This is a genomic window from Bacteroides neonati (assembly GCF_000499785.1).
Classification (GTDB): Bacteria; Bacteroidota; Bacteroidia; order Bacteroidales; family Bacteroidaceae; genus Bacteroides; species Bacteroides neonati.
Genome location: NZ_HG726023.1, coordinates 581,926 through 595,790 on the forward strand (window position 1 = coordinate 581,926; position 13,865 = coordinate 595,790).

Genomic DNA, 13,865 nt, shown 5'->3' on the forward strand with positions numbered 1-13,865 from the left:
TAACTAACCAAGAACTTTGCTGCCATGAGAGTTGTAATTATTGATAAAACAAGTGGTTTGTTTAATAAATTAGTTTTATTATGCTGTATATTAGATTTTTAAGTGTCGGTTGTGCTGATGGAATACACATCAGATATTATGGAATTGATAATAAGTGGCATAACATTTTAATTGATGGAGGAAGGAATAGTACATATCACTCTAAAGTCAAACCTATCTTGGAGGAAATAATTAGTAATGATGAGTGTATTGACATATGGATTATTTCTCATATTGATGATGATCATATTGGAGCTTTGCTTTATGCTTTAGAACATGATATAGCAGCGATTAAAAAATGTATATCAACTAACACGAAAATGTTTTACAATCACAATATTGATGATGATTATACTCTAAATTGTGATAACGGCGAGTTGAAATCTGTACCACAGGGCATAAAGTTAGTTGAATTTTTATCTAACAACAGAATTTCTGTTATAAATAATATTACAAATGATTCAGATGAAGTTAAGCACTATGGAGCAAATATAAGATTCCTATCTCCCTGTAGAAAATACTACGCAGACTTTCTGGAAAAATGGCATTCCAATCAAATAAAAAAGGATCGAAAAAAAGATATTGAATATAAAGCAGCTCAGCAGAGCGACTATAAAATTCCATATAGTTGTTTGATTCATGGACATTTCGAGGAGGATAGAAGTGTGTGGAATAAAAGTAGTATTGCGTGTCTTTTTAGGTTTTTAGGATATGATTTTATTTTCTCGGCAGATGCTTCTCCAATAACTATATGTGAAAGTTTGCAGCAACTTGGGTATTCTTCCGTAAATAAGTTAGACGTTGAGTTTATGCAATTACCACATCACGGCAGTAAGTATAATATTTCTAATGAGCTATTAGAAATCATTAATTGCAATAACTATGTGGTAAGTGCGAATGGAGTAAACAATCACTGCCTTCCGAATAAAGAAGCAATAAGCCGTGTCATATACACAAATAGGCATAAACAAGCAAATATATTTCTCACGGATAATACAAAAGAACTTCGAGAGATGTTTGCCTATGAAGCAGATGAGAATGTACGTAAAACGCAATTTTACTTTAGAAATACAGATATATTAATATCACTTCAAAATGGAAAAATCATATATAGCACAGGTCAGCACAAGCAATGATAGCGTGGGCAGTGGATTCATTTATACTGCAATCGATCATTATTATGTATTTACAGCTAAACATGTACTTTGTGGTGAGTCGAATGAATATATAGATAATATTGGAGCTATTAATATTAAATACAACAAGCAGAGCTACACTATTGACAGAACTATAGATGTACTGTGTTTAAGTGCAGATGGAATTGATTTGGCAATAATAGCTGTAGAAAAATCAAGATTAAGCAATGTTGGTTGTACTCCCTTTTTAAGTCAAACTTTTCAGACAGAAATAAATTGTCGTATATCAGGCTATCCTAAAGCAAGAGCAAACGAGAATATCTTATCGATAGTTCAAGGAGTTGTTAAATGTGATTCAGATGATATTAATCAATTGCAGTTAGAAATTAATGATCCTATTGTCTATGATATAGAAGCGGATTCTTTAACAAGAGGTTATTCTGGAAGTGGTGTGTTTTATGAAAATAAACAAGGCATATTCGCTTTAGCGCTTATGTTTGGATACAATAATAAAATCAAAAGAGTGTTTTGCGTTAATTGGAATTCAGTTAATGCTATGTTAGAGCAACATGCACTTCCTTTAGTAATATTCAATAATATAGAATTTGATAATGCGATCTTAAATGATATTGACTTACTCTCTTGTGCCTCGAAATCATTGATGGGCAGGTTCAATAACAAAATTGGCAATACTCACTTAGATAGAAATGAAACTAAATCAGCCATAAAGGACTCTATACAGAACAATGATGTTATGATAATTTATGGTGATGCAGGTACTGGTAAATCTGCTATTGCCAAAGAAATTATAGATGAGTATGTGGCTGATGAAAGTTGTTTTGTATTTGCTCTCAAAGCAGATTCTTTGGATAAAGAATCACTAGTGCGGTTGTCAAATAGTTTGGGGCTGAAAAATAGAATAGACAAAATTTTAAAGTCATGTGTACTCAATGGCTCTAATATACTATATGTCGATAGTGCAGAGCAGTTATTAGAGATAAGACATTGGGATACCGTTATCGATTTTATTAATTTAATAACCTCTGTCGGCAACTTTAAGATTGTATTTTCAACAAGAAGTTATTCCGTTCCATATATTCAAACAAGACTAAGCTCTATAACAAGCTCATTTGCATCATATAAGATTGATATTATTACACTTGAAGAGTTGTTGAATATTGCTGCAAAATATGAGTCAGTAAGAGTTTTGCAGAAAAATATTAGAATCAACAGCATTCTTAGAGTACCATTCTATCTAGATTATATAACCAGAATAGAAAGCATGAAGCTAGTGGGTGGTGATATTTCTGAAAATGATTTTAGAGAGTTATTATGGGAATATATAGTAGAAGGAAGCGATAAAAAAATCTCTTGTAATAGATCTGAAGCGTTTATGGCAATAGCTATGTTGAGAGCTAGCCAAATGCAGCCATTTGCAACGATCAACGGCATTGATGTAAATCGAGATATTTTAGACAATTTAGTTCACAATGGCTTGATAGTTAAAGAAAATAATAATGAGCGATATGCACCAGCACATGATATCCTCGAAGATTTGGCATTATGTCGTCATATAAATTCAATATATAACGATTGGCAAGCAACACAGAATACCATATCTTTTTATGAGAATATTGGCAAAGAGCCATCCATCAGACGTGCATACAGGTTGTGGGCAACTCAAAAAATGGAAACAGAGCAAGAAAACTACAAGCTATTTGTTGAGTATTCACTTAACTCAAAGATACATCAGTATTGGAAAGATGAGTTGTTGCTTGTTATCTTATGGTCCAATTTTACAAAACTGCTATTAGGAGAATATTGCTCAATGCTTATATCTGACAACGAGAAATTGTTGCGTAGATGTATATTACTAATGAAAGTTGCATGCAAAGAAACCGATGAAGTCATGATGCAATTAGCAAATTCCAAAAGTAGCAAGAAATACTTTCCTATGGAGTTTCTGAAACCATCAGGGGACATCTGGTGTATGATGGCTAAATTCATTTTCAAACACAAAGATGAATTTGATATTAAAGACAAGGTATATGTAGATTTTATTATTGATTGGAGTGGTAAGATTTGTTTTGTGGATAAGTCTTACCCAATAGAGGCTCGTGGCATAGGTTTGTTGATTGTTGAAATTTTGAATCACTACAAACAGGGAGGTTATAAGTCATATAAGCAGCAGGATCTTATATTAATTCTTTATAAGCTCTCTGGAGTCGTTTCTCTTGAGACCGAGGAGCTATTCTCTTGGGCTGTCGAACATAAAGAGTCATACTTAGGTGAAAAAATTATACCCCTAATACAAGAGAGCCAGAATTGGCAAGTCCCATGTCTATATGCACATAAGTCAGTGATAAATATTTTGAGATCTTCTTGGGTTTTTATTGAAGAGGAGCATCAAAAAGAGATTACAAAATCCAGATTCCATTTGCGAAATAAGTCGCGAGAAGAAGTGTTTGGATTCAAAGAAGAGTTAAGTATATTGAAGATGGGGGCATTGGGAACACCTATGTTCTCATTGTTAGACAATCACCCTTGGGATAGTATTAAATTTCTTGTAGAGCTACTAAATCATTCTCTCGATACGTTGTCGAAAGATGAAAATCTATCGCTGGAATTAACGTCTATTGCGATAGAGATCGAAGGATCCATGTGTAATCAGATAGGCTCTGAAAGACTCTGGTGTATGTACCGAGGAGCTACTGCTGAATGTAAGATATTAAGTGCCATTCTTATGGCATTAGAGAAAATGTTGCTTGATTATGCAAAATATTGTGACGAATATGATTGTGTTAGACAGTTTGTTGACAAAATATTTGTGTACATATTAAGTAATTGCAGGAATGTAGCATCTACTAGCGTTATAGCAAGTGTCCTAATGGCATACCCTAAGTGCTGGGGTGATAAAGTATTCTCGATTTTGAGAGTTAGAGAATTTTATCAATGGGATTTAACAAGATATTCACATGAAATCGCAGCAGAAAATTATTCTACCGATATTATTATCGCCAAAGAAAGAATAGAATCAAATTCATTACCACATAGAAAGGAAATATTAAGGGGGGTTATATTGCAGTTATCGTTTGATGAATCAAATAGACAGAAGTGTTTTGATATTATTGATAATTTTATTGCAAATGATGATAAAAGTGAAGTCAACTGGTCGATATCTTTAGAACATATGGATTTGCGCAAACAACAGCTCATTCAAGTTTCTGAAGACAAGATAATGTTGAAAACAAGCCACACCCCTGAGGTGGATGAACATATTAAAGAATTTAACAAGTTTCATTCAGATACATTTTTGAAGCCAGTTTGTCTTAGCAACTGGGTACATTCAGTCTTAAAAGGAAATGTTGATGTGGCTATTGTTGACTGGGAAAATAAATTAGACGATGTAATTAGTAGTGGTAGTAGCTTATTTAGTAGATCCGTTGAATTTGCAGGTATAGGCATCGTCTTTCTTTGGAATAACTTAAGGGCAGAACACAAAAATTGGTGTGTAAATAATATTAATGGCTTTTTTAATAACTCTTTAGGTAGTAGTGATTTATTGCCTTTGATACCATCAATGTTGGATATAGTTAAAAATGAGAAGTATATTGCTGATATAAAAATACTCATTTTAAATATCGTTATTTATTACCAACCAGAGCACATGTTAAATGGGTTTTATGCATCCCTGAGACAACATACTAATCAAGATGCCATTCTCTTCTATAAGTCCTGTATCTGGGGAGTTGCTAATTATTTAAATGAAGGTCAAATTGATAGCAGTGATTTAAAAGCTATTTTGAACAATGAATATTCTGTAATACCTGAAAATATATCTGCATCAAATATTAATAACATAATATCTACTCTTCAGATGATTCCTAATGAGCAATTGTCAGTAGATGCTGATATTTGCGCTGCCATAAACAGGGTACATGAAGTAATATGCTATGATATGCGTAATAGTAAATATGGTAATCAGCATTTAAACGTACATTCTGAATTTGCATTTTGTATAATTTACGCAAACTGTATTCTACGCATAGACAATAACCAAGATAGATTACGCATATTCAATGAGCTAATAAACAATATATATAATATTGTAAATGAAGATAAATTTAACCATAAACCTATAATAGATTATTTTGATAGAGTAATGTATGAGATGGCTGTATTGATTGGTGCAGATCCAAAATTTCACAAATATTTCTGGCAGTTATGGAGCTGTTTGTTTTCATTCTCCAGAGAAAAGAATACTAAGATTTTCATCGAATCATTGATGTTTGAGAAAATCTGTACATATCCATATGAAATAGAAAATTGGAATGGTATAAGAGGAAAAAGATTAGATGTGTCTGAATGTGTTAGGTTTGTTAATAATCCCATACTTACTATGAAATTAATAAGGTCTTGTGGTTATGACGAACTTTTACCATACTTGTTGCCTGATATTGAGAGTATTTTAATGGATAATATTTGGAAATTAACTGATTGTCAAAGTGCACTTGAAGAAATTGCGTTTAAACTATTCGCTGACAATAAGAAACGTATTCAGATTAAAACAAACAAAATATATTCTGATAGTTTTATAAGTATACTAGACCTCTTAATTAACAATGGATCTGCTAAATCATTTATAATAAGAGATGACTTTATTGCAAGATTAGCGAGGTAGTTTTCGTTTCTTGACAACGTGATAAAAGCTGCCTTGATATATAAATAAGCACTATCTAAAGCTTCAGATAGTGCTTCGACTTCATACAATTTGCCACTTTTACCATGCAGCTTGTTATCAAAGAGATGGAGTTATTAATATGATGGTGCCTTTATGAGTTGTTAATTCTTATCCGAAATTTACCACGAACTTCTCCATCTGATTCAGTTTTTGGGAAAGAGCTGCCATATCTCGATTGATAGCCGTGTCGCTGATTCTGGCGTAAATCTGAGTCGTTTTGATATTCGTATGCCCAAGTAAACGACTGATAGTTTCTATTGGGACACCATTGAGCAGACATACCTCCGAGGCGAATGTGTGACGCGAGACATGCCAGTTTTATGGAAAGTGGATAGAATAGGGAATAAGTAAGGGCTATTCGTCTTGCTGTACTTTTCTATCAATTCAATTGCTTGAAGTTGCAGAGGTAGTTTTATCAACTTGCCTGTTTTGAGTCTGGTATAAACTAACCTGCTGTCGACAATATTATCTCTGGTGAGATAAGCTATATCTACAAAGTTGATTCCACCCATATAATAGGTGAAGGCGAACAAATCAATGGGGAAGTTCATAAATTTGTTTTTTGAGCTGTACCCTATGATTCTTTTTATTTCTTCTTTGGATATGGCGCGTTTGGCTGTTTCTTGATGTAATTTAGAAACCTTGTAACTTTTGAAAGGATAATGTTCAGTCTTAGCTATATTATCTTCAATTGCCAAATTATAGATAGCTCGCAAGGTTCTAAATCTGATTCCTATTGTGTTTTCAGCAATGCCTTTCTTTCGTAACCACGTTTCATATCTTCTTAGCCAAGCCACATCAATATCTGGAAAGTAGATATCCAAATGCTTATTGAACTCCATGAGAGAATTATAGACTTGTTTGGTAGAAAGCATATATCCATGTCTGTTTTCGTCCGTAAGGCGCTGAATTTGTTCCAAAAACACATCATTCACAGTTTTTGGTTGAACTTTCTTTGTTGACTTCTCTATTAATCTATTGACTGTAAATTGTTTACGCTCTGATTTCAGTTGAACTATCTGCTCTGTGAAGTCATTTTCCTTATCTGCGATAATCTTGTTAATGTACTCTTTATTAGGGCAATTAGCCTTTGGTCTATTCTTTTTAAAATCCCAATAGACAGGATTAACAGAAACGCCTAAGCTTTGATATTTCTTTTTTCCATCTTTACAGACCCTTATCATTAAGGGATGCTCACCATTAGATAGTGTTTTCCACTTGTAACACAGTATGTTAACTGTTGTATTCATGAGAATTTCTGGTTGAACTCTTGGTTGAACTTTCAGCCTAAAACAGGCGAAAAACGAAGGATATATAAACAAAAAAGAGCTACTTTATTCAAGTAACTCTTTGATTATCAAGTGGTGCCACCAGGAATCGAACCGGGGACACAAGGATTTTCAGTCCTTTGCTCTACCAACTGAGCTATGGCACCTTCTTGTTTGCGATTGCAAAGGTAGTGAAACTTTCCGAATCTGCAAATGTTCCCGAAATAAAAAACGCTGATAAAAACCTATATGGTTTATTATCAGCGTTTAGTAAATAGAGAAAAAATGTTATTTTTTCTCTTCAAGTGGATTCCAGCCTTGGGCTTTGAGCTCAAACTCTTGTCCGTCGCGAGTGATAAGGGCATAGCCCAGTTCGGGGCGGGTGATATGTCCGATCAGCTTAACGCCTTCCATCTCCGATACCTTGCCGTGATCGGCAATAGGCACGGTGAAGAGCAGTTCGTAGTCCTCGCCGCCATTCATGGCACAGGTGGTCAGGTTCATGTTGAACTCTTCGGCCATCACTGCCGTTTGGTAGTCGATGGGAATGTGCTCTTCGTATACCCGGCAACCCACGTTGCTTTGGGTACAGATGTGCATCAGTTCCGACGACAGACCATCGGAGATATCCATCATAGACGTAGGCACGATATTTTCTGCAGCCAACTTCTCGATGATGTCTTTGCGAGCTTCGGGTTTCAACTGGCGTTCGAGCAGATACTCCTTGCCGGTAAAGTCGGGTTGAATATCCTTGTCGCCTTTCAGAACGGCTTTTTCGCGTTCGAGTAGTTGCAGACCCATATAGGCGGCACCCAGATCGCCACTTACACAGATCAGGTCGGTGTCTTTAGCCCCGTTGCGGTAGACTACTTTGTCTTTATCTGCTTCGCCGATACAGGTGATGCTGATGGCCAGCCCTGTGAGCGAAGAGGTGGTGTCGCCACCTACGATGTCTACTCCATACTGTTCGCAGGCAAAGCGTAGTCCGTCATAGAAATCGTCCATGTCTTCTATGCTGAACCGTTTCGAGATGGCTAGCGAAACGGTTATCTGCTTCGGGGTGCCGTTCATGGCATATATATCGGAGAAGTTCACCACGGCTGCTTTGTAGCCGAGATGCTTCAGCGGCACATAGGTGAGGTCGAAATGAATGCCCTCCATTAGTAAGTCCGTGCTTACCAATACCTGCTTTCCGGTGGGGTAGGAGAGGACGGCAGCATCGTCGCCCACTCCGTATTGGCTCGATTCGTTTTTCAGTTCAATCCCCTTGGTGAGGTGTTTGATTAAGCCAAACTCTCCCAGGGTTGCTATTTCTGTTCTCATATTGTTTGTTTACGCGCGGTTTATTAATTCACGCATGATGGTAGTCATTTTAGGTTGTGCAGCGTCGGCAGCCTTCTGTACCTCTTCGTGCGAAACTTCGACGATTTTGCCCTCTACGCCCAGATCGGTTACTACCGATACGCCGAATACTTTAATCTTGCAGTGGTTGGCTACGATTACTTCGGGTACGGTTGACATACCTACCGCATCGGCTCCCAAGATGTGGAACATCTTATACTCGGCCGGTGTTTCGAACGTAGGGCCTTGCGTACCCAAGTATACCCCGTGTTGTACCTTGATGCCCTTTTCGCGTGCAATCTCATCGGCTTGTGCAATCAGTGCTTTATCGTATGCCTCGCTCATATCGGGGAAGCGATCGCCGTAGAGGTTCTTTCCACGCAAAGGATGTTCGGGGAAGTAGTTGATGTGATCGGTGATAATCATCAAGTCGCCTATCTCGAAATCGGGATGGGTGCCTCCGCTTGCATTCGATACAAAGAGTGTTTTGATGCCCAACTCTTTCATCACCCGCACAGGGAATGTTACTTCCTGCATCGAATAGCCTTCGTAATAATGAAAGCGACCTTGCATGGCCATGATATCTTTATTGCCGAGCTTGCCGAAAATCAGCTTGCCGCTATGTCCTTCGACTGTCGACAAGGGGAAGTTCGGAATTTCCTCATACTTAATCTCATACTTCTCGGTAATCTCATTGGCCAAACTGCCTAGTCCTGTACCCAGGATGATGGCGGTTTCAGGACTTGTGTGCATCTTTCCTTTCAGGAAGGAGGCTGTTTCTTGGATTTTCTGTAACATAGTTAATGATGTATTGGTTGAAATTATGTTGTTGATTTTGTAATATCTCTACTTCAATGGGCAGCGCATAGATGTATGGCTTCAGCGCATCGTCCAATGCGGGATGCCCAATCAGCCGTGTGGCGTCCTTTTCGGTGGTGATGATTAGTTTTCGATCTCCCTTGAGTTGATGGAACCGTTCGCGAATCAGTTGCATGTCTTGTTTATCAAACGAATGATGGTCGTCAAAAGCCAGCAAGTCGATGTGTTGGGTGTGGGTTTCGATCTGTGCCATGATCGTAGCAGGTGATGCGATACCTGTTAGCAGCAACACTTGTTCGTCGGTTTGTAGTGAAGACAGCTTACGCACTTGCGGTTTGGGCGAAGGTACTTCCGGGAAAATTCGTTCCAGACTTCCATAGCGGAAGCATGAGAAGAACAACTGTTGGTAAGGAAACAGATTAAGTTCTTTGGTTATGATGTTATAGTCGATAGGCTTTAAATCGTGTGGACACTTGGTGACGATTACGATCTGTGCTCGCTTCTTTCCGTCGATCGACTCTCGCAACCGACCTGCCGGCAGGAGTGCATCGTTGCTGAAGAGGCGGTGATAATCGGTCAACAGAATAGTAAGTCCCGCTTTTACGTAGCGGTGCTGAAAAGCATCATCGAGCAAAACAACGCCTACCTTCGGATCGTTCAATTCTAGCAACTGCTCTATACCGTGACAGCGATTCTCATCGACTGCTACCCGGATATCGGCAAATTTGGCATGAATCTGATACGGCTCGTCTCCAATCTCGCTTGCATTGCTTTGAGGAGTAGCGAGTCTGTATCCTTTGGTTTTTCTTTTATACCCACGGCTTAAAACCGCTACTTGGTGGTTCTTATGGAGTAGTTTTATGAGATATTCGGTATGGGGGGTCTTGCCCGTTCCGCCTACGGCAAGGTTGCCGATGCAAATAACAGGAACGTCAAAACTCTTCGACCGGAGATACCCCCAGTCGAAGAGTTTGTTTCGGAAGGCTACCCCGGCTCCGTATAAGAGCGAAATGGGGTAGAGTTCTTTGTGTATCTTGATAACGTTTTCCTCCATGCAGTGCGGGGTTACTTAATATTCAACTCGAAAGGTAGACGTGCCTGTATCATGGCGCGCTCTTCGATATTCTTTAAAAAGCTAAAATCCTTGTAATACGATCCGAGCTTGCTGTTGAGTAGTTTAGACTCTACATAATTAGCCGATTGCGTGCTGAGCAGCGAAGTCAAAAAGTCTTCCTTGTCGGGATACGAAACTACCGAATAGCCCTCGATGGCAGCTTTCTTCACCGCAATATCCAGTGCTTTGTCTATACCACCAAGTTCGTCGACTAATCCCAATTGTTTAGCTGCTTCGCCGGTCCATACTCGTCCTTCAGCTACTTTCTCAATGGCTTCTTTGCTCATGTGGCGTCCTTCTGCACAACGGTTTACGAACAAATCATATCCCCGTGCCACCATCATCTGCATCAATGCTTGTTCGTCCGTGTTAAGCGGGCGCATGATGTTACCGAAGTCAGAGAATTGGTTGGTCTTCACCACATCATACGTGATGCCTATTTTGTCGGCCAGCCCTTTGGCATTTGGAAACATGCCGAAGATTCCGATCGAACCGGTCAGCGTGGTTGGTTCGGCTACAATCGTATCGGCTATGCTCGAGATGTAGTAGCCGCCCGATGCGGCATATCCACCCATCGATACGATAACTGGTTTCTTGCTTTTGAGTTCTTTCACGGCATGCCATATCTGTTCAGAGGCAAAGGCACTTCCGCCCGGCGAGTTTACGCGTAGTACAACGGCCTTCACATCGTCGTCCTCTTTGAGTTTGCGTAGGTCGCGAATCACCTTACTACCTACAATACCCTCTTCAGAGACCGAAGAGATAGGTTGATCAGTGATCTCGCCCGATGCATAATACACCGCTACGATGTTGCCACTCTTATCTTTGGGTACGTTCTTCTTCACGCCCATCATATCGGTAAGCCCCAGTATTGGCAGGCGGTCGTCTTCCTCTACCTTGACCAGTGTTTTAAGGTAGTCGCGCACATTGTTTTTATAGATCAATGTGTCTACCAGGCCACTGTTTAAGCTTGTCTCTGCCGGATAAAACATCAGCATGCGATCGGCGTACGCGTTGAGTGAGTCGGGGGTAATCTTGCGCGAGGTCGATACTCCGTCTACAATTTGTCCCCAGATAGACCCGATGAATGCTGTTACTTGCTCGCGGTTAGCAGGGCTCATCTCGGTCGAGATAAATGGCTCTACGGCCGATTTGTATGTGCCTACCTTGAATACTTGCATCTCGATACCCAACTTATCGAGCAAATTCTTATAGAATATGGGAGATGAAGCAATTCCTCGCCACTCTACCATACCTTCCGGGTTCAGCATCACCTTGTCGGCCACGCTCGAAAGGTAATACAGTCCTTGTGTATAGGTGTCGGCATAAGCCACAATGAACTTTCCACTCTCTTTAAAATCGACCAATGCAGTGCGAATGGCTTGGAGCGAAGCATACGAGGTACCCAGCGAGGTGGCTTGTATGTAGATTCCTTTGATGTTATCGTTCTCTTTGGCTTTCTTGATCGAAGCCATGATGTCGTCTAGTCCATATACGTTCGTCTCATCCCCCGATAGCTTGGATAAGAGTTGTTCCAGTTCTCCTTGGCTCCGTTCCATGAGCGTACCATTGAGATCGAGCATCATTACCGAGTTCTTTTTAACGATCGTTTCGGTATCTGCCGACGATACGATGCCGAAAACCGTTACGATTCCGATAATAAACAAAACAATACTTGACAGTATAATACCGGTTACTGTGGCAAGGGTGAATTTAAAGAAATCTTTCATTGTCATTTTGTTTTTGAGGAGTCAGCTCCGTTAAAGCTAACAAAGATAAATAATAGAGTTCATATTTATCTCATAAGTCGCATTGTTTTTTATTTTGTCACAACTTTCCCTGTGATTTTTTCTAAAAGTTAAACGTATCGGGCCACAGCTTTCCATCGCCGTAACCCATATTTACAGCTTGTATCAATGTACCATCGGTAGCATAGAACAATTGATACTTAATATCCATGTTCTGTTGTCCCACCTCAATGACGATTACTGTGGGTCGTTTCGGGAAGGTAGCTTGGGTTACATCTTCTACTTGTCCGGCTGCATACTCGCCCATGGCGAATGCATTATACACCGTAGGGGATAACGTGTCGGTCGATTCCAGATCGGTTAGTGTCATTATCCAATTTGCGTTGGCGTCGAGCCACACGTCGGTTTCGTATCCGTTCGTTATGAAGTCGGCTACGTAATAGTTGTTTTCGCGGCTCCATGCTATATCCGTAGCTTCCGGATACATGGTTTTGAGTGCTGCCTGCACTTTGGCAGGTGCATAGCCTGCCAGGGCGGAAAGCGGCATGCACAATGCCATTGCCCATAAGAGTGTTCTAAGCTTTTTCATGATTGTTGCTTTTTGAGGTTTTTGTTTACTAACAATCCGGCTCGTTTTTTGTTTCTCTTTAGGCGGATATAACTGCTTTTAGGGGATGCAAACAAAGCAAGCTTCTGCTTGCTTCTCTTATCAAATGAGGTGCTCTTTGTATACAAAAAATAGCGACCTTCACACTTGGGGGGCTGTTGTTCCCGAAATCTATCACATTTAAGGATACGATAGAGATTGTTGTGGGCAAAGGATGTGATTTGGACAAGGCCTTTTGCGCATTGTTTTGCTGTCAGTGATACGCTACCTTAAATAATTTTTCTGTCGATCGCGTGGTTGCTGGGATTTGTACCCTACATTAAAGTTGCTTTATTCTATACTTGTGTACAGCCTGCTATTTAAGCGTGTATATAGTAACTACGATATTAGTCTCGATTGCAATGTGAATGGGAAAATTAAACCCGAGAGGCGGATTGAGCAATGTCTGTGTTGCAGGTGGGTGGTGAATTGCGTTAAAACTGTTCTCTGTCTCTCAAATGAAGCTTCGTTCGAGAGGTATTTGTGTTCTACATACGCGCGCGTATATATTATAATGAGTAGTTCATTTTATGCTATTTCTTACTATTTGAAATTATGTTTTATAACACAACTATCAATCAGCTTATTACAAACTAATTTCATGTTTATTCAAAATAAAAGCTAGTAAAGTTTGGCTTGTATGGGTAAAAAGCCTACTTTTGCATCCGCTTAGCAAGAGAAGCTAAGTCGTTTAGTTGACATTCTGATAAAAGCAGTAGAAAGCAAAAGAGAAAGAGTAGATTGAAATAATTCTGAAAAGATTTGGAGTTATCAAATTAAAATGTGTATCTTTGCAATTCAACTCGCAAAGAAAAAGGTCTTTTTGATTGCAATGAAAGTTGTGATAAGGAAACAAAAAAACTTCTCAAAAGTTTTGGTGTTTTAAAAATAAAGTCTTACCTTTGCATCCGCTTTTAAAACGAAGCATACTTAAAGAAGCGTTCTTTGAAAGATTTACATAAACAATACAAGTAGTACAAGAGCGAGAGACTTGTCTTTTTAGATAGGAATCT

Annotated in this window: 9 protein-coding genes and 1 tRNA gene; 2 read left to right on the forward strand and 8 right to left on the reverse strand. The window is 39.0% G+C overall.

Translation table 11 applies throughout. The annotated features are described in order from the left end of the window. Positions 1–80 precede the first annotated feature (80 nt). Both TY03_RS14995 and TY03_RS15000 read left to right on the forward strand, forming a co-directional pair. Entirely contained in the window at positions 81–1,175 is a 1,095-nt protein-coding gene (locus TY03_RS14995; protein ID WP_042371345.1) for a ComEC/Rec2 family competence protein, read from the forward strand. Next, positions 1,135–5,856: a trypsin-like peptidase domain-containing protein gene (locus tag TY03_RS15000; protein WP_042371347.1), complete on the forward strand. Its 4,722-nt coding sequence runs from the start codon at positions 1,135–1,137 to the stop codon at positions 5,854–5,856. Before TY03_RS14995 ends, TY03_RS15000 begins: the two co-directional genes overlap by 41 nt. A 168-nt stretch (positions 5,857–6,024) precedes the next feature. Here the strand turns inward: TY03_RS15000 and TY03_RS22230 are convergent, their stop codons facing one another. The 8 genes from TY03_RS22230 to TY03_RS15035 all read right to left on the reverse strand — a co-directional run bounded on the left by TY03_RS22230 (position 6,025) and on the right by TY03_RS15035 (position 12,795). Further along, complete coding sequence (locus tag TY03_RS22230; RefSeq protein ID WP_081713113.1) at positions 6,025–6,192, reverse strand: tyrosine-type recombinase/integrase; 168 nt, start codon at positions 6,190–6,192, stop codon at positions 6,025–6,027. Beyond that, positions 6,171–7,166, reverse strand: coding sequence for a site-specific integrase (locus TY03_RS15005; RefSeq protein ID WP_081713112.1), 996 nt, complete (start codon positions 7,164–7,166; stop codon positions 6,171–6,173). The genes TY03_RS22230 and TY03_RS15005 overlap by 22 nt, the downstream gene beginning before the upstream one ends. A gap of 112 nt (positions 7,167–7,278) precedes the next feature. Next, a tRNA-Phe gene (locus TY03_RS15010) sits at positions 7,279–7,351 on the reverse strand. A gap of 121 nt (positions 7,352–7,472) precedes the next feature. Next, complete coding sequence (gene thiL, locus TY03_RS15015; protein WP_042371349.1) at positions 7,473–8,507, reverse strand: thiamine-phosphate kinase; 1,035 nt, start codon at positions 8,505–8,507, stop codon at positions 7,473–7,475. Positions 8,508–8,516: 9 nt separating this feature from the next. Next, entirely contained in the window at positions 8,517–9,323 is an 807-nt protein-coding gene (locus tag TY03_RS15020) for a purine-nucleoside phosphorylase (RefSeq protein WP_042371351.1), read from the reverse strand. Continuing rightward, positions 9,262–10,398, reverse strand: a complete 1,137-nt coding sequence (gene lpxK / locus TY03_RS15025) for a tetraacyldisaccharide 4'-kinase (protein ID WP_042371353.1) — start codon at positions 10,396–10,398, stop codon at positions 9,262–9,264. Before lpxK ends, TY03_RS15020 begins: the two co-directional genes overlap by 62 nt. A gap of 11 nt (positions 10,399–10,409) precedes the next feature. After that, a complete protein-coding gene (gene sppA / locus TY03_RS15030) occupies positions 10,410–12,188 on the reverse strand; it encodes a signal peptide peptidase SppA (protein ID WP_042371448.1) in 1,779 nt (592 codons plus the stop codon). Positions 12,189–12,309: 121 nt separating this feature from the next. After that, on the reverse strand, positions 12,310–12,795 hold the full coding sequence (locus tag TY03_RS15035) for a PepSY-like domain-containing protein (protein WP_042371354.1): 486 nt from the start codon (positions 12,793–12,795) through the stop codon (positions 12,310–12,312). Between the last annotated feature and the right edge of the window lie 1,070 nt (positions 12,796–13,865).